The 17,648-nt window shown below is 72.2% G+C and carries 12 protein-coding genes and 1 pseudogene; 3 read left to right on the forward strand and 10 right to left on the reverse strand.

The genetic code is table 11. The features are described from left to right. Positions 1–202 precede the first annotated feature (202 nt). Positions 203–1,153 (reverse strand): 2-hydroxyacid dehydrogenase, encoded by a 951-nt coding sequence (locus O7595_RS09235; protein WP_269728233.1) that lies wholly within the window; start codon positions 1,151–1,153, stop codon positions 203–205. Between the two features lie 90 nt (positions 1,154–1,243). On the opposite strand from O7595_RS09235, the gene O7595_RS09240 reads away from it, so the two are divergent. Beyond that, the gene (locus tag O7595_RS09240) at positions 1,244–2,245 is read left to right on the forward strand and encodes an aldo/keto reductase (RefSeq protein ID WP_269728234.1); all 1,002 of its coding nucleotides are present in this window, start codon (positions 1,244–1,246) and stop codon (positions 2,243–2,245) included. A gap of 122 nt (positions 2,246–2,367) precedes the next feature. After that, entirely contained in the window at positions 2,368–3,528 is a 1,161-nt protein-coding gene (locus O7595_RS09245; RefSeq protein ID WP_443071829.1) for a PQQ-dependent sugar dehydrogenase, read from the forward strand. 103 nt (positions 3,529–3,631) lie between these two features. Here O7595_RS09245 and O7595_RS09250 read toward each other — a convergent pair whose 3' ends face one another. From O7595_RS09250 to O7595_RS09265, 3 genes and pseudogenes are all read right to left on the reverse strand, one after another. Next, the gene (locus O7595_RS09250) at positions 3,632–4,024 is read right to left on the reverse strand and encodes a hypothetical protein (RefSeq protein ID WP_269728235.1); all 393 of its coding nucleotides are present in this window, start codon (positions 4,022–4,024) and stop codon (positions 3,632–3,634) included. Between the two features lie 511 nt (positions 4,025–4,535). Next, a complete protein-coding gene (locus O7595_RS09260; protein WP_269728236.1) occupies positions 4,536–7,055 on the reverse strand; it encodes an MMPL family transporter in 2,520 nt (839 codons plus the stop codon). Between the two features lie 248 nt (positions 7,056–7,303). After that, positions 7,304–7,474, reverse strand: a pseudogene (locus O7595_RS09265) (phospholipase domain-containing protein); the annotation flags it as partial. Positions 7,475–7,579: 105 nt separating this feature from the next. Here O7595_RS09265 and O7595_RS09270 point away from each other — a divergent pair. After that, entirely contained in the window at positions 7,580–8,518 is a 939-nt protein-coding gene (locus tag O7595_RS09270) for a hypothetical protein (protein WP_269728237.1), read from the forward strand. A gap of 317 nt (positions 8,519–8,835) precedes the next feature. Here the strand turns inward: O7595_RS09270 and gatB are convergent, their stop codons facing one another. The 6 genes from gatB to ligA all read right to left on the reverse strand — a co-directional run bounded on the left by gatB (position 8,836) and on the right by ligA (position 17,642). Next, positions 8,836–10,350 (reverse strand): Asp-tRNA(Asn)/Glu-tRNA(Gln) amidotransferase subunit GatB, encoded by a 1,515-nt coding sequence (gene gatB, locus O7595_RS09275; protein ID WP_269728238.1) that lies wholly within the window; start codon positions 10,348–10,350, stop codon positions 8,836–8,838. A gap of 15 nt (positions 10,351–10,365) precedes the next feature. Continuing rightward, positions 10,366–10,605, reverse strand: a complete 240-nt coding sequence (locus O7595_RS09280; RefSeq protein WP_026165109.1) for a hypothetical protein — start codon at positions 10,603–10,605, stop codon at positions 10,366–10,368. Continuing rightward, positions 10,602–12,101 (reverse strand): Asp-tRNA(Asn)/Glu-tRNA(Gln) amidotransferase subunit GatA, encoded by a 1,500-nt coding sequence (gatA, locus tag O7595_RS09285; RefSeq protein ID WP_269728239.1) that lies wholly within the window; start codon positions 12,099–12,101, stop codon positions 10,602–10,604. Before gatA ends, O7595_RS09280 begins: the two co-directional genes overlap by 4 nt. A 6-nt stretch (positions 12,102–12,107) precedes the next feature. Continuing rightward, positions 12,108–12,404, reverse strand: coding sequence for an Asp-tRNA(Asn)/Glu-tRNA(Gln) amidotransferase subunit GatC (gene gatC, locus O7595_RS09290; RefSeq protein ID WP_269728240.1), 297 nt, complete (start codon positions 12,402–12,404; stop codon positions 12,108–12,110). Positions 12,405–13,089: 685 nt separating this feature from the next. Beyond that, positions 13,090–15,219 carry a putative bifunctional diguanylate cyclase/phosphodiesterase gene (locus tag O7595_RS09295; protein ID WP_269728241.1) on the reverse strand — a complete coding sequence of 710 codons (2,130 nt, stop codon included), beginning with the start codon at positions 15,217–15,219 and terminating at the stop codon, positions 13,090–13,092. A 239-nt stretch (positions 15,220–15,458) separates the two neighbouring features. Then, a complete protein-coding gene (gene ligA, locus O7595_RS09300; protein ID WP_269728242.1) occupies positions 15,459–17,642 on the reverse strand; it encodes an NAD-dependent DNA ligase LigA in 2,184 nt (727 codons plus the stop codon). Positions 17,643–17,648 lie beyond the last annotated feature (6 nt).

Below are 17,648 nucleotides of genomic sequence, written 5' to 3' on the forward strand. Positions count from 1 at the left end.
CATCGCCCGTCGACCCCCCTCGAAGTCTGGTCGCTCCGCAGCGCCGTTCCCGAACCCGACGCAGCCCCCAAGTCGGGACGATACACCAGAGTCGTCACTCAGGGACATAGGTCATCTACGCTCAGTGACGGCAAGACTGTTTGTCGACACGGCACGCATCCGACCGACTCCGCAGGGTGTCCGGCGCGTACCAGTGTGGCGTCTACCCGGTCGTGAGGACCACGTTTCGCAGGGGCTCGCCCGCCGCCCAGCGGGTCAGCTGTGCGGCCAGCAGCCGCTTGGCCCGGGGCAGGAACGCCGATGTGGAGCCGCCGACATGAGGGCTGACGAGGACGCCGGGAGCGTGCCAGAGGGGGTGCCCGGCGGGCAGCGGCTCGGGGTCGGTGACGTCGAGCGCCGCGGTGATCCGGCCGGTTGCGACCTCCTTGAGCAGCGCCTCGGTGTCGACGACCGGTCCGCGCGCCACGTTCACCAGAAGGGCGCCGTCCTTCATCCGGGAGAGGAAACCGGTGTCGGCGAGATGACGCGTGGCCGGCGTGAGCGGGGTGGAGAGGATCACCACGTCGGCCTCCGGAAGCAGTCCCGGCAGATCGGTGAGTGCGTGCACTTCGCCGCGCTCGGTGGTACGGGCGGAGCGCGCGACGCGCGCCACCCGCGCGCATTCAAACGGCACAAGCCGGTCCTCGATGGCCGCGCCGATCGAGCCGTAGCCGACGATGAGCACGGAACTGTCGGCGAGCGCCGGGTAGAAGCCCGCGTGCCACTGCTCCAGCCGCTGCCCCTCCACGAAGCGGGGGATGCCGCGCAGGGAGGCGAGGACCAGGGCGAGGGTGAGCTCGGCCGTGCTGGCCTCGTGGACTCCCCGGGCGTTGCACAGCCGCACGCCCGGCGGCAGCGAGCCGAGGCCCGGCTCGACGTGGTCGATGCCCGCCGAGAGGGTCTGTACGACCCGTACGTGCGTCATCGCGGCGAGCGGCCGGACGGCGACGTCCGTGCCCTTCATGTACGGGACGACGTAGAAGGCGCACTCCGCGGGGTCCGCGGGGAAGTCCCGTCCGCCGTCCCAGAAGCGGTAGTTCAGCCCCGACTCCGAGGGAGCGGGGAGCCCTTCGATCTCGTCGGCCGGAATCGGGAGCCACACGTCAGCAGTCATGGTCAGGAGGCTAACCGCCGGGAGGCTGGGCGCGGCGCGGCGGGAGGCGGACGTTAGTTTGGTGGGCGGCACGAGGAGGGGTACGGGCAGGTGGACCGCAGGACAATCGGTGCGGGGGCGCTCGGTGTGGGCGCGATCGGCCTCGGATGCATGCCGATGAGCTGGGGGTACACCGGCTCGCAGCAGCGTGGTGACCGTTCGCTGCGGACCGTGCACGCGGCGCTGGACGCCGGGGTGACGCTGCTCGACACGGCCGACATGTACGGTCCCTTCACCAACGAACTCCTGCTCGGCAGGGTGTTGAAGGAGCGGCGGGCGGACGTCTTCGTCTCGACGAAGGTCGGGCTGCTCGTCGGCGACCAGCACATCGTCGCCAACGGCCGGCCCGGCTATGTGCGGCGGGCCTGTGACGCGTCGCTGCGCCGGCTCGGGACGGACTCCATCGACCTGTACCAGCTCCACAGGGCGGACCCGGAGGTCCCCGTGGAGGAGACCTGGGGCGCCATGGCGGAACTGGTGTCGGCCGGGAAGGTCCGGGCGCTCGGCCTGTGTGCCGTGGGGGCGCGCACGTCACGCAGATCCGGCGCCGGACGCCATGACGAAACGATCCGGCAGCTGGAGCGGGTGCAGCAGGTCTTCCCGGTGAGCGCGGTGCAGGCGGAACTGTCGGTGTGGTCGCCGGAGGCGCTCGGCTCGCTGCTGCCCTGGTGCGGGGCGCGCGGTGTGGGGTTCCTGGCCGCGATGCCGCTGGGCAGCGGCTTCCTCACCGGCACGCTGACGCCCGGGGAGGGTTTCGAGCCGGATGACCTCCGGGCCCGGCACCCGCGCTTCACGGCGGAGATGATGGCCGCGAACCAGCCGCTGGTGGCGGGGCTGCGGCGGGTCGCCGAACGGCACGGCCCCGGCACGACGCCCGCCCAGGTGGCGCTGGCCTGGGTACTGGGGCAGGGTCGGCACGTCGTACCGGTTCCGGGTACGAAGCGGGAGCGGTGGGCCGTGGAGAACGCGGCGGCGGCGCGGCTGGAGCTGACGCCGCGGGACGCAGCCGAGATCGCGGCATTGCCGCCCGCCCTGGGATCCTGGGACCAGTAGCTTCGTGTGGATCGGGAACCCGGGTCGGGCCGCGGCGCAAGGACGGCGGGCGTACGGCTCCCGAGGTTCGCGCGCCGCCCCGTTCACCGGCGAAGGGAAGCAGGACCGTGCAACGTTCAGTGGTGACGGCCGTACTGGCAGCTGCCGCGCTGATGCTCTCCACCGGGTGCTCGTCCGACGGTGGGGCCGGCGCGCAGGCAGGCCGTGACGGCGCTCCCTCCCGCCCGGCTCCGCCGTCGGCGACGGCCGGCGGAGCCTCGGTGACGGCACCGCCGGCGAAGGGGTCGGTGAAGGTGGCGGCCACGCTGACCCGCGACCTGAAGTCGCCCTGGGGCCTCGCGGCCCTTCCCGGCGGCGATCTGCTGGTGTCCTCACGCGACGAGGGCACGATCACGCGCGTCGACGCCGGGTCCGGGAAGAAGACGGTGCTCGGCTCGGTGCCGGGCGTGGCGCCGGCGGGCGAGGGCGGGCTGATGGGGCTCGCCGTCTCCCCCGACTTCGCCTCGGACAACCTGGTGTACGCGTACTTCACCACCGCTTCGGACAACCGCATCGCCCGCATGCTGTACGACGAGCGCAAACCGGCGGGGCAGCAGCTGGGCGCCCCCGACACGATCCTGCGGGGCATCCCCAAGGGCCGCATCCACAACGGTGGACGGATCGCCTTCGGCCCGGACAGGATGCTGTACGCGGGCACCGGCGAGACCGGTGAGACGGGTCTGGCCCAGGACAAGGAGTCCCTGGGCGGCAAGATCCTCCGCATGACCCCCGACGGCCGACCCGTGCAAGGCAATCCGTCGGCCGACTCCGTGGTCTATTCGTACGGCCACCGCAATGTGCAGGGCCTCGCCTGGGACTCCCGGAAGCGGCTGTGGGCGTCGGAGTTCGGGCAGAACACCTGGGACGAGCTGAACCTCATCGAGCCGGGGAAGAACTACGGCTGGCCCGAAGCCGAGGGCAGGGCCGGCAGGTCCGGCTTCGTGGACCCGGTGGCGCAGTGGCGCACGGAAGAGGCGTCGCCGAGCGGCATCGCCTATGCCGCGGGATCCATCTGGATGGCGGGACTGAGGGGCGAGCGCCTGTGGCGGATCCCGCTCGCCGGCACCGAACCGTCCGCGGAACCGCAGGCGTTCCTCGAGGAGGAGCACGGCCGGCTGCGCACGGTCCTGCCGGTCGAGGGGAGCGCGGGCGGCCGGGACGTCTGGCTGGTCACCAGCGAGACGGACAACAGAGGCACCCCTGCGGCCGGGGACGACAGGATCCTGCGACTGAGGGTCGAGTGACCCGCGTCCTCCGCCGGCGGCCGACGGACGTGGGGCCCCGCAGGAATGCGGACGGTGGAGGCGGACGGGAGGGCCGGGCGGACGCGGGGACGAGACGGAGGGTTCACCCGGGGTGCCCGGGGACCACCCGAGTCCCCGGCGGAGTTCCCCCGTGACCTTCTTCGTGGCTCCGCGATGGGGCCTCCGGCCTTCGGGTCCGGCATGACTTCCCTGCCACCACCCCGCTCGCGACCTCCACGTCCTCGATCCCCTGCACCGGACCGGGGTCGGGCTCCCGGGCCAACTGGGCCCGGTACAGCGGCATAGGACTGTGTATCCGCTGCCGCGGCTGCTCCAACCGGTGCTGCCGGGAACGGAGTTCCTCGTCGTGCACGGCGAGCAACCGGAGCGAGGCGGTCATCGGGTTCACGGCTATGTACGCGTGGGTGCAGCCGTGCACCAGGTGCAGCAGGCGCAGCGCCACCAGGTCCCCGATCGCCGCCGCGGCCTCGTCCACCCGCGACGCCCGAGCCGACCTCCGCCCCCGAGCCCGCGGCGGCGCCCGCCGGCGGCACTGGAACCCCCCGGTGACTCCCACCCCTCCCCTTCCCCAGGAGACCCGCATGTCCCCGAGCCGACGGACGCAACAGGCGGGCACCGAGCCGCACACCCGCATCGCGTCGATCGACTCCGCCATCATCGACCTGCTCCACCAGCGCCGCGGCGCCATGGCCGAACTCGCGGACCTCCGCCGCGCCGGCCGCGCCCCCCGCGTCCAACTCGCCCGCGAGAACGAGGTCGTCCGCCGCTGCAGCGAGGCACTCGGCGACTCGGGCACCCGCCTGGCCCTGCTCCTCCTCCGCGACCCGGCTGACCCCGCCCCCCACCCCAGGGGGTGGTGCCGGCCGCTGCCGACCCGCATCACCTCCTTCCGGCGCGCCCGGGCGGGAACCGGTGACGAGGGCGGGCCGGAGGCGCCGTCACGGCCGAGGCCGCCCCTCGACGGGCGAGCCCTGCCCGACGCGGCACTAGCGCGAGAGCGTGCCGTCCTCGCTCACACGCGTCCCTGCGATCCTCGCATGGGCGGACGAAGGGCTCTCGGGGGTTTCGATGCTGATGCGCGGCAGCCGGCGGTCCAGCCAGCGCGGCAGCCACCAGTTGGCGCTGCCCAGCATGTGCATGAGCGCCGGCACCAGCAGGGTGCGCAGGACGAACGCGTCCAGCGCGACCGCGGCGGCGAGGCCGATGCCGAACATCGCGATGACCCGGTCCCCGCTGAGGACGAACGCGAGGAAGACGGAGATCATGATGATCGCGGCCGAGTTGATGACCCTGCCCGTCTCGGCGAGGCCGACCCGTACGGCACGCCGGTTGTCCCGCGTCTCCAGCCACTCCTCGTACATCCGGCTGACCAGGAACACCTGGTAGTCCATCGAGAGCCCGAAGAGCACCGAGACCATGATCACGGGAAGGAAGGGCTCGATCGGACCGGCGCTGCCGAGACCCAGCGGTTCGGAGCCCCAGCCCCACTGGAAGACGGCGACGACGACGCCGAACGCGGAGGCGACCGCGGCCACGTTCATCAGTGCGGCCTTGAGCGGGATGCCGATCGAGCGGAACGCGAGCAGCAGCAGCACACAGCCCAGCGCGATGACCACACCGACGAACAGCGGCAGCTTCCCGACGATCACGTCGGCGAAGTCGTCGTAGCTCGCGGTCACTCCCCCGACGCGGACCTCGAGCGAGGTCCCGCTCTCCGCCGCGGGGAGCACATCGGCACGCAGCCGGTCGACGAGTTCACTGGTCCGCTGCGACTGGGGGGCTGACTCGGGGACGACGGTGACCACGGCGGTGTCGGCCCGGCTGTTGAACGTCACGGGGCTGACGGAGGCGACGCCCTCGGTGGCCCGGAGGGCGGCGGGCAGTTGCTGCATCGCCAGCCGGTCGTCGGCGCCGTCGAGGGCGGCGACGAGCGTGAGCGGTCCGTTGGTGCCCGGCCCGAATCCCTCGGCGACCAGGTCGTACGCCTTCCGGGTGGTGCTGGAGGCGGGCGCGTTGCCCTGGTCGGAGGTGCCGAGATGGAGCGAGAACGTGGGCAGCGCGAGGACGGCCATCACCACGGTGGCGACCAGCCCCAGCAGCTTCGGGCGGCGCTCGACGAAGGCGGACCAGCGGGCGGCGAAGCCGGTCGGGAGCTCGGGCCGCGGGCCGCGCCGGGCGAGCCGTCGGCGCTCCGGGCGGCCCAGTGCACGCATCCCGATGAAGGACAGCAGCGCCGGCAGCAGGGTGACGGCGGCGGCGACGGTCAGGAGGACGGTCAGACAGGCCGCGATCGCCACTCCGTTGAGGAAGGAGAGCTGCAGGATCAGCATGCCGAGCAGCGCGATGCAGACGGTGAGGCCGGCGAAGACGACCGCGCGCCCCGTCGTCGCCACGGCGTTCTCGGCGGCATCGGCGACGGACAGCCCGCGCCGCAGGCCCTTGCGGTGGCGGGTGACGATGAACAGGGCGTAGTCGATCCCGACGCCGAGCCCGATCAGCAGCCCGAGCACGGGTGCGAAGTCCGCGACGTCCATGACGTGGCCGAGGAGCACGATGCCCGCGTAGGCGGTGCCGACGCTGACCAGCGCGGTGGCGATGGGCAGCAGGCTGGCGGCCAGTGAGCCGAAGGCGAGGAAGAGGACCACGGCGGCCACGGCGACGCCGACGATCTCCGCGAGGTGCGAGGTGGGGGTCTCGGCGAGCGCCGTGGCGCTGCCGCCGAGTTCGACCTGGAGTCCGTCGTGTGCGGCGGTCTTGGCCGTGTCGACGACCGCTCGGGCCTGGGCCTCGGGGACGTCTCCCGGCTTCGCCTCGAAGACGACGGTCGCGTAGGCGGTACGGCCGTCCTCGCTGATCCGGGCGGCGCCGTCCGGTCCGCCCACGGCGGCGTCCGCCGCGCCTGCGGCCGTGGCACCGTCGCCGGCCCCGCCCGCGGAGCCGGACGCGGCCGAGGCCTTGTCGGCGGAGGTCGTGCCGGCAGGGTTCTCGTCTGCGGACGCCTTGTCGATGGAGGTCCTACCGGCCGAGGTCCTACCCGATGCGGTGCCCGAGCCCTTTCCGTCCGACCGCTCCCCGGTACCCCTCTTCGCGTCCGTTCCACTCGCTTTGCCTGCCTTCGCCGCCTTCCCCGTCTTCCCGCCGGACGCGCCCGAGGCCTTCCCGGACAGCGGCTGCGGGGACGTGGCGTACGGCCCGGTGACCGAGGCGACGCCGTCCAGCCGTTCGACCTTCTTCAGCATCGCCGTCACCCGCTGCTCGACGGCGGCCGAGCGGACACTGCCCTGTGTGCTGTGCCAGACGATGGTGTCCCCGCCGTCGAACCTTCCGTGGAAGCCGTCCCGGAGGAGTTCGGTGGCCCGACCGGACTCGGTGCCGGGTACGTCGTAGTCGTTCGAGTACGCCGTACCCGCGAAGACGGCAGCGACCGAGACGCCGCAGAGGGCCGACAGCCAGAGCAGGACGGCGACGAGTCGGTGCCTGATGCACCACCGAGCGATGGCGGCCAACGGACGAGCTCCCTGGTGGTTCGTGGATCTTCACTGGGAACTGCCCGCAAAGAACACATGACCTGCAGGGGAACACTCTCTCAGGAGAAAGTGATCGTTAGGGCCCCTTCGCCCGGTTCGTGGTAATACTCACAGGTGCGGAGGGAGTTCGGGGACGTCCGCTTCCGAACTCCCTCCCCTCGTCGCCGTCCCGGACGTCCGCCGGTCGCGGATGTCACGGATGTCTGCGGCATCACCCGGAGACGCCGCCTGCCGTTCTCGATGTGCCCAACGAGGCGCCTGCGAAAGCCGCTCCCGTCGCCCGTCGTCACCTCGACGTCGTACCAGCCGTGAGCATCGGCCGCGGAGTGGACGAGTCTCCTGCTCCGGCCGGGCTTCACCGTGATCTCCCGGGGCCCGCGGACGGCCGCGGGACGAACGTCCGGGAGGGCGTCGGGAGGGTCCGGTCGAGATCCCGCCAGTGGCCGACCGGCCGTGGGGGCCAATTCGGTGGCGATGTCGGTGCGGACTGTCACCATGGGCTCATGACCAGTCGGGGGGAATCGCAGACAGCCATCGCCGGCACGGCCGCCTCGGCGGGCTCGGCCGCCGCCGAGACAGCCTTGATAGCGCGGATAGCCGAGCACCTGCACGGGTCGCCCCGTGAGCATCTGGGCGGTCCGCCCGTCGCGATCGTGCACCACCGGCCCGAAGCGACACGGCTGGAGCGGCGCGAGGCGTTCCGGGAGGTCTACGGCCCGATCGTGGCCACGATCGGGGAGCCGACGCTGTACGGCGGGTCGGCGTGGGGTCCCAGTGTCCGCTGGCGCGACGAGGGCAGGCTGGTGCTGCTGTCGGGGGACCGGTTCCGCGTGACGCTGTCGGTGCACCGGCCCGAGGAGCTGGAGCGGGGCGAGCACCACTGCTTCACCTGGGGCGGGGCCCGGTCGGCAGGCGAGCCGCACGACTTCGACCTCCTGCCGTACAGCTGGCAGTTGTACCGCGGCGGCCCGGGCGAGTGGACCGGCGAGCGCCCGGACCACCGGCTCGCGGGCGACTGGGAGCAGTGGGAGAGCGCCCTGGAGCTGCTGCTCGCCGCCTGGGCGGAGCAGCTTCCGGTGCAGGTACCGGGCGACTGGGCCGGTTTCACGGTCGTGGCGGACCGGGACCCCGGACGCGATCTCGTCGTCTCGTACAGCCCGGGCGAGGGCCTGGAGGTCGCGGTCGACGACCGGGACGCGCCCCAGGGCCCCGAGCGTGACAGGTTGATGCGGGAGTGCGGCTGGCACGGCCATGACCGGGGCTGGTGGCACTCGGCCTTCCCGGAGGCCGATGAGCGCTCCGCGGCCGCCGCCGCGCGGCTGACCGTCTCGGAGCTCCGCTCGCGCGGCGCGTCAGGCCCTCAGGAGCTGGCCGCCCGGGAGGCCGGCGTCGACGATCGCGGTGAGCTGTGGCTGCCGGGCCTGGGGATACGGACCTGCTGAGGCCCGCCGCCGAGGGCGCCGGCAGGCACGCCGGGTAGCAATGCCCGTGAGGGCCGCCCGAATCCTCGCTCGCCGGGCCCGCCGCTCCCTTGCCGGCCGTCCCCTTACCACCGGTCCGGAACGGCTCGCCTCCGGGCACCGCCCCCACCGGCCCGCCGTCCACGCCACCGGCCCGTTGCCGTGTCCGCCCGGACCACCGGCCGCCGGTCCGGGCCCACGGCCCCCTCTTCTCCGCCCACCTGCCCGACCGGCCGGGAACGTGTGAGGGGCGGGACACCGGCCCGGTGTCCCGCCCCTTGTACGTGAGGCCGCGGTGCTCAGCCTTCGGTCACGCCGAGCCTCTCCAGGATCAGCTCCTTGACGCGGGCCGCGTCGGCCTGGCCTCGGGTGGCCTTCATGACCGCGCCGACCAGGGCACCGACCGCGGCGACCTTGCCGCCCCGGATCTTGTCGGCGATGGCGGCGTTGCCGGCGATCGCCTCGTCGACGGCCGCGCCGAGCGCACCCTCGTCGGAGACGACCTTCAGACCGCGCTTCTCGACGACCGCGTCCGGGTCGCCCTCGCCGGCCAGCACGCCCTCGATGACCTGGCGGGCCAGCTTGTCGTTCAGCGAGCCGTCCGCGACGAGGGCGGTCACCCGAGCGACCTGCTCCGGCGTGATCGGCAGCTCCTCGAGCGACCGGCCGGACTCGTTGGCGTTGCGGGCCAGCTCGCCCATCCACCACTTGCGGGCGGAGACCGGGTCAGCGCCGGCCGCGATCGTGGCCACGATCGGGTCGATCGCGCCCGCGTTCAGGATCGACTGCATGTCGTGCCCGGAGACGCCCCACTCCTCGCGGAGGCGGTTGCGACGCACCCGCGGCAGCTCGGGCAGACCGGCACGCAGCTCCTCGACCCACTCACGGGACGGGGCGACCGGGACGAGGTCGGGCTCCGGGAAGTACCGGTAGTCCTCCGCCTCCTCCTTGACCCGGCCGGACGTCGTCGTGCCGTCGTCCTCGTGGAAGTGACGGGTCTCCTGGACGATCGTGCCGCCGTCCCCGAGCACCGCGGCGTGGCGCTGGATCTCGAAGCGGACCGCTCGCTCCACGCTGCGCAGCGAGTTGACGTTCTTGGTCTCGCTGCGCGTGCCGAACGTCTCCGAACCCCTCGGCATCAGCGAGAGGTTCACGTCGCAGCGCATCTGGCCCATCTCCATCCGGGCCTCCGACACACCGAGGGCCCTGATGAGCTCGCGCAGTTCGGCGACGTACGCCTTGGCGACCTCGGGGGCACGGTCACCGGCGCCCACGATGGGCTTGGTGACGATCTCGATGAGCGGGATGCCGGCCCGGTTGTAGTCGAGCAGGGAGTGGGACGCGCCGTGGATACGGCCGGTGGCGCCGCCGACGTGGGTCGACTTGCCCGTGTCCTCCTCCATGTGGGCGCGCTCGATCTCCACGCGGAAGACCTCGCCGTCCTCCAGCTGGACGTCCAGATAGCCGTTGAAGGCGATCGGCTCGTCGTACTGCGAGGTCTGGAAGTTCTTCGGCATATCCGGATAGAAGTAGTTCTTCCGGGCGAAGCGGCACCATTCGGCGATCTCGCAGTGCAGCGCGAGGCCGATCTTGACGGCGGACTCGACGCCGACCCCGTTGACCACCGGCAGCGAGCCGGGAAGGCCCAGGCAGGTGGGGCAGGTCTGCGAGTTGGGCTCGGCGCCCAGCTCGGTCGAGCAGCCGCAGAACATCTTGGTCCTGGTGCCGAGTTCGACATGGACCTCCAGGCCCATGACGGGGTCGTACGACGCGAGTGCGTCCTCGTACGACACCAGGTCAGTCGTGACGGTCACGGTGAACTTTCCCTCTCAGCCCAGCAGGACGTCGTCGTCGCCCAGGCGCTTCAGCTCCCGGTAGAGGATCGCGAGTCCGGTGACGATGGCGGCGGCGGACACGGCGGCGTCGATCAGCCGGAGCGTGTCGTGCTCCAGGCGGGCCTTCCTGGCCTGCTTCGCGACGCCGATGGCTCCGAACGCGGTGGCGGCCATGGACACGTACGTACCGGTCCGGGACTTCGTGAAGCCCTTGGCCTTCTGCAAGCTACTCACAGTGACGGTGCCTCCTCCAGCAGCGGGTGGCCCCAGCGTGCCACGAAGGCCGACTCGACGGCCGCACCCACCTTGTAGAGCCGTTCGTCCTTCATGGCGGGGGCGATGATCTGCAGACCGACCGGGAGGTTGTCCTCCGGGGCCAGGCCGCAGGGCAGCGACATCGCGGCGTTGCCGGCCAGGTTGGTCGGGATGGTGCACAGGTCGGCGAGGTACATCGCCATCGGGTCGTCGGCACGCTCGCCGATCGGGAAGGCGGTGGTCGGGGTCGTCGGGGAGACGATCACGTCGACCTGCTCGAAGGCCTTCTCGAAGTCCTGGGTGATGAGCGTGCGCACCTTCTGGGCGCTGCCGTAGTACGCGTCGTAGTAGCCGGACGACAGGGCGTACGTGCCCAGCATGATCCGGCGCTTGACCTCGTCGCCGAAGCCCTCCTCGCGGGTCAGCGAGGTGACGTCCTCCGCCGAGCGCGTGCCGTCGTCGCCGACGCGCAGGCCGTAGCGCAGACCGTCGAACCGGGCGAGGTTCGAGGAGCACTCGGACGGCGCGATCAGGTAGTACGCGGAGAGCGCCAGGTCGAAGGAGGGGCAGTCGAGCTCGACGATCTCGGCGCCGAGTTCCTTCAGCAGTTGCACGGACTCGTCGAACCTCTGCACGACGCCGGCCTGGTAGCCCTCGCCGCGGAACTGCTTGACGACACCGACCCGCATGCCCTCGACCGAGCCGTTGCGCGCGGCCTCGACGACCGGCGGGACCGGGGCGTCGATGGAGGTCGAGTCGAGCGGGTCGTGCCCGGCGATGACCTCGTGCAGCAGCGCCGCGTCCAGGACCGTACGGGCGCAGGGGCCGCCCTGGTCGAGGGACGAGGAGAAGGCGACCATGCCGTAGCGGGAGACGGCGCCGTAGGTGGGCTTCACGCCGACCGTGCCGGTGACGGCGGCGGGCTGGCGGATGGAGCCGCCGGTGTCCGTGCCGATGGCGAGCGGGGCCTCGTAGGAGGCGAGGGCGGCGGACGAGCCGCCGCCGGAGCCGCCGGGGATGCGGGTCAGGTCCCAGGGGTTGCCGGTCGGGCCGTACGCGCTGTTCTCGGTGGAGGACCCCATGGCGAACTCGTCCATGTTGGTCTTGCCGAGGATGACGACGTCGGCCTCCTTGAGCCTGCGCGTCAGGGTGGCGTCGTACGGCGGGATCCAGCCCTCGAGGATCTTGGAGCCGACCGTCGTCGGGATGCCCTCGGTGGTGAAGATGTCCTTCAGCGCCAGCGGCACGCCGGCCAGCGGGCCGAGCTTCTCGCCGCGCTCGCGCTTCTCGTCGACGGCGCGGGCCTGCGCGAGGGCGCCGTCACGGTCGATGTGCAGGAACGCGTGGACCTTCTCGTCCACGGCCTCGATCCGGGCGAGGTGCGCCTCGGCGACCTCGACGGCGGTGAGCTCGCCGGAGGCGATCCTCGCGGCGATCTCCGCCGCGGTGAGCTTGATGATGGGGCTGTCCGTCATCGCTGGTCAGTCCTCCCCCAGGATCTGCGGCACCTTGAAACGCTGCTGCTCCTGTGCCGGGGCGCAGTGAAGCGCCTGCTCGGGGGTGAGCGAGGGACGGACCTCGTCCGCGCGCATGACGTTCGTCAGCGGCAGCGGGTGGGAGGTCGGCGGTACGTCTCGGTCGGCGACCTCGGCGACGCGGGCGACCGCGCCGATGATGTCGTCGAGCTGTCCGGCGAAGTGGTCGAGCTCTTCGGCCTTCAGCTCCAGACGCGCCAGCCGGGCGAGGTGGGCGACCTCCTCGCGCGTGATGCCAGGCATGCAGCGATCCTCAGGGGTGAGTGTGATGGTTTTGGCCCAATCCTATGGGCCCGGCCCGGGTGCCCGCGAAACCCTTTGCCCACGGGGCGGACCCGTCCCCGCGACGGCGGCCGGCTCCGGGCGCGCGAGGGGGCGGCTCCGGCGGCCGTCCGCCGCCCCGTGCGCTGCGGACCGGGGCCCGGCGAGGGCGCGGTTCGCCATCGGCCGATGCCCCGTGTCCGCGCACCGGTGCGGTCCGGTCCCGGCCGGGCATCCCGGTCCGGTCGAGACCGTCGGCCCGGTGGGGCGCGGTCCGGCAGCGGACCACGGAACCGGGAGCCGCTGCGACGGTACGAGGGCACCGGCCGGACGCCGGACGCAACGGGGGTGACGGGCCGCGACGCCCGGCGCCCGTCCACGCCGTGGGACGGTGACCGCCGGCCCTCCCACCGCCGCGCCCGTGGACGGCACCCGCCGATCCCCTCCGGCCGCCTCCGCGTCCGGGTCGCCCCTGGCTCGGGCCGCGTCGGCCGGGGTTCGCCCCGTCGCGGCGACCGGCGCGGCGACCCGCGGACGCGCCTGATCAACCGAGTAGGCCCACCGCGAGGTCGATCCGGCGCCTTGCGACCCTTCCCCTCGGCCCGCGGGGCCGGGGGCCGTGCACCGGGCGTCGTTCCCCGACGGGTGAACCCTGCCCGGGGCGGCACTAGTTCACGAGGCCCGACGGGCGGTCCACCTCCGACGGAGTGGCGGCGGGGAGCTCGCCCACGGGGCGGCGCCAGCCGTGCTCGCCGCGGGCCAGCAGCCAGGCCGTGGTCTCCTGCGGCGGCATGGCCGCCGCGACCAGCCAGCCCTGCACCGCGTCGCAGCCCAGGTCGCGCAGCCGCTCCCAGGTCTCGTCGTCCTCGACGCCCTCGGCGACCACGAGCAGTCCGAGGGAGTGGGCGAGGTCGACGGTGCAGCGGACGATCTCCGCGTCCTCCGCGTCGAACGCCAGCCGGGCGACGAACGACCGGTCGATCTTGAGCTCGCTCACGGGCAGCCGGCGCAGATGGACCAGGGAGGAGTAGCCCGTGCCGAAGTCGTCCAGCGACATCTTCACCCCGTGGCCCGTGAGCGCCGCGAGGGTGTCCCCGGCCCGCTGCGGGTCCTCGAGCAGCACATGCTCGGTGATCTCCAGCTGCAGCGCGCCCGCCGGGACGCCGTGCCGGGCGAGCCGGGCCGCGACGGAGCCGGCGAAGCCCGGTGTGTGGACGTCGCGCGGCGACACATTGACGGCGACCGGCACATCGAGGCCCTGGGAACGCCACTCGGCGACCTGGCCCAGCGCGGACTCCAGCACGTACTCGGTCAGATGGGGCATCAGCCCCGACGACTCCGCGATGGCGATGAACTCGTCGGGAGGGACCCGTCCGCGGTCCGGATGCACCCAGCGCACCAGCGCCTCCAGCCCCGCGACATGCCCGTCGAAGCGCACCTTCGGCTGGTAGTGGAGCTCCACCTCGCCCGCGTCCAGCGCCCGGCGCAGATCGCCGAGCAGCCCGAGCCGGTCCGGGGTGTTCGAGTCGCGCTTGGACTCGTACACCTCGACGCCGGTTCGGTCGCGCTTCGCCTGGTACATGGCCACGTCCGCGCGCCGGAGCAGCCCTTCGGCGTCCAGGGCGTGGTCGGGGAAGACGGCGAGGCCGGCACTGGCCTCCAGGACCAGAGTGAGCCCGTCGAGGTCGAGGGGCGAGGACAGCTGGCCCACGAGGTGGCGGGCGACCCGCTGGGCGCTGGTGGTGGAGTCGGTCGTGGGCAGCAGCACGGCGAACTCGTCGCCGCCCAGCCGCGCGGCCTCCGCTCCGCGCGGCAGTGCGAGCTTCAGCCGCTCGGCGATCTGGAGCAGCAGTCGGTCGCCCGCGAGGTGACCGAGTGTGTCGTTGACCGAGCGGAACCGGTCGAGGTCGATCAGGACGAGGGCCGAGCGCGCTCCGACCCCCTCGGCCTCCTCCAGCGCGGTCCAGGTGCGCTCCAGCAGCCACTGGCGGTTGGGGAGTTTGGTGAGTGGGTCGCGCAGTTGCTCCTCGGCGCGGGCGCGGGCGATCCACAGCGTGGAGTCGAGCGCGATCAGCGGCACGGCGAACAGCGGCAGCACGATGGGCAGGGCCGTCGCGACGACGCAGATCAGCGGGGCGATGCCGAGCAGGGCGACCGCGACGAGCCCCTGCCGCAGCAGGGCGGTCCGGGCGACCGTGGGCAGTCCGCTGCTCTGGGGTGCCAGGGCGTACCAGAGCAGCACCCTGGTGGCGGCGAGGTACGCGGCCGCGGCGAGCACCACTTCGGGGATCGCGTCCGGTCCCCATTGCAGGGGCTGCCAGGGGTGTTCGACGGTGGGTGTCTCACCGAACGCGGCGAGGACGAGCGCGGCCGCGCCGATGCCCAGGATGTCCACCGCGCCGTGCAGGACGCCCTGCCGCCAGCGGTGCCGCCGCGCGGCACCGACCAGCGCCACCACGGCGAGGCTGACCATGCCGGCCGGCACCCAGCCGTACAGCAGCAGCACCGCGAGGGTCAGGGCGGCACCGGAGCCGGTGCCGCCCCACCAGCGGTCGCGCCCGAGGGCGACCAGGTGACCGACGATGATGCCGGTCAGCACGGCGAGGGACCAGCCCTCGGTGCCTCCGGGGAAGAGCCCGTGCCCTTCCCTCAGAGCGCCGAAGAGCCCGGTCGCCAGGGTGAGTAAGGCGATTCCGGCGACGACGAACGGCAGCGTCGACGCGATGCCCGCGACGAACGCGAGTCCCGCGAAACCACGCGGCCGTGAGACCGGGGCGGCGCTCTCGGTCGGTTTCATTCCCGTCCCTCTCACAGCCGGCGGTGCCGATGCCACGTGATGGCTTCCGTGTCGTGCGACCACGGCCGGAACCTCACCACGCGGCCGTGCACGACAGACGCATGCCTCAACAGTAGGCCGCCGGGGGCTCTGACGGGCAGCGCTCTACAGCTCTTGCCCGAATGCGACCCGGCCACCCTTATCCATCTGATATGCGCCGAACGAGTGATCCTGGCGGGGAGTTGGTCCGCACAGCCGTACTATTCCTCGACCGGTGCGGCCACCTCGCGGGCTGCTTCCGGCCCCTGCTCGAGAAGGACCGCGAAGCCGTCCTCGTCCAGTACGGGCACCTTCAGCTGCATGGCCTTGTCGTACTTCGATCCGGGGTTGTCACCCACAACAACAAACGAGGTCTTCTTCGAAACGGAACCCGTCACTTTCGCTCCACGACTCTGGAGCGCATCCTTTGCGCCATCTCTCGTGTGGTTCTCGAGCGTTCCGGTGACGACGACCGTGAGGCCCTCGAGCGGACGCGGCCCCTCGTCCTCGCCGGAGCCCTCCTCCTCCATCCGGACGCCCGCGGCACGCCATTTGCGGAGGATCTCACGGTGCCACTCCTCCTCGAACCACTGCTTCACCGAGGCGGCGATGGTCGGCCCGACGCCCTCGACGGCCGCGAGCTCCTCCTGTGACGCCTGCTCGATCCGCTCGATCGAACGGAACTCACGGGCCAGCTCCTCGGCGGCCACGGGGCCCACATGGCGGATGGAGAGACCGGTGAGGATGCGGGCCAGCGGGCGCTCCTTGGCGGCCGCGATGTTCTCCAGCATGGCCAGCGTGTTCTTCTTCGGCTCGCCCTGCTGATTGGCGAAGACCGTGACGATCTTCTCCTCGCCGGTCTTCGGGTCGCGCTTGGGCAGTCCGCTGTCCTGGTCCAGCACATACGCCTTGATGGGCAGCAGCTGTTCGACCGTCAGGTCGAACAGGTCGCCCTCGTCGGCCAGCGGCGGCTCGGCGGGCTCCAGCGGCTTCGTCAGGGCCGCGGCTGCCACATATCCGAACGCCTCGACGTCCAGCGACTTGCGGCCGGCGAGATAGAACAGTCGTTCGCGCAATTGGGCCGGGCAGCTACGGGCGTTGGGGCAGCGCAGATCGACGTCGCCCTCCTTCATCGGCCGCAGGGGCGTGCCGCACTCCGGGCACTCGGACGGCATCACGAACTCCCGCTCGGTGCCGTCCCGCAGGTCGGCGACCGGGCCGAGGATCTCCGGGATGACGTCGCCCGCCTTGCGCAGCACGACGGTGTCGCCGATCAGGACCCCCTTGGCCTTCACCACGTCCTGGTTGTGCAGCGTCGCGAACTCCACCTCGGAGCCCGCGACCGTCACCGGCTCCACCTGGGCGTACGGGGTGACCCGGCCGGTTCGGCCCACACCGACGCGGATGTCGACCAGCTTGGTGTTGACCTCCTCCGGCGGGTACTTCCAGGCGATCGCCCAGCGGGGGGCCCGCGACGTCGAGCCCAGCCGGCCCTGGAGCGGGATCTCGTCCAGCTTGACGACCACTCCGTCGATCTCGTGCTCCACGGAGTGGCGGTGCTCGCCGTAGTACGTGATGAACTCCCGGACCTCTTCGAGGGAGCCCACCACCTTGTAGTGCCGGGCGGTCGGCAGGCCCCACTCGTGCAGCAGTTCGTACGCCTCCGAGAGCCGGCCGATCTCCAGGCCCTCGCGCGCGCCGATGCCGTGCACCACCATGTGGAGCGGCAGGGTCGCCGTGACCTTGGGGTCCTTCTGCCGCAGCGAACCCGACGCCGAGTTGCGGGGGTTGGCGTAGGGCTGCTCACCGGCCGCGACCCGGCGGGCGTTGAGCTCCTCGAAGGCCTCCATCGGGAAGTAGACCTCGCCCCGGATCTCCACCAGATCGGGTACGCGATCGCCCTTCAGACGGACCGGAACGTCCCCGATCGTCCGGACGTTGGGGGTGATGTCCTCGCCGGTGCGGCCGTCGCCCCGGGTCGCGGCCCGGACCAGCCGGCCCTTCTCGTAGGTCAGGTTGACGGCCAGGCCGTCGACCTTGAGCTCGCACAGGAAGTGGTACGCGGAGGTGCCGACCTCCTTGGCGACCCGGTCCGCCCACGCGGCGAGCTCCGCCTCGTCGAAGGCGTTGTCGAGGGAGAGCATCCGCTCACGGTGCTCGACCGCCGTGAACTCCGTCTCGTACGCCACCGAGACCTTCTGGGTCGGCGAGTCGGGCGTACGCAGCTCCGGGTACTGCTCCTCCAGCCCCTCCAAGGACCGCATCAGCCGGTCGAACTCGGCGTCGCTGACGACCGGCTGGTCCTTCACGTAGTACCGGAAGCGGTGCTCCTCGATCTGCTCGGCCAGCCGGGCATGCTCGTCCCGCGCCTCCGCCGGCACCGGCCCCTGCTGTTCGACAGCCACCGTCAC

The sequence above is a fragment of the Streptomyces sp. WMMC940 genome, from assembly GCF_027460265.1.
Taxonomy (GTDB): domain Bacteria; phylum Actinomycetota; class Actinomycetes; order Streptomycetales; family Streptomycetaceae; genus Streptomyces.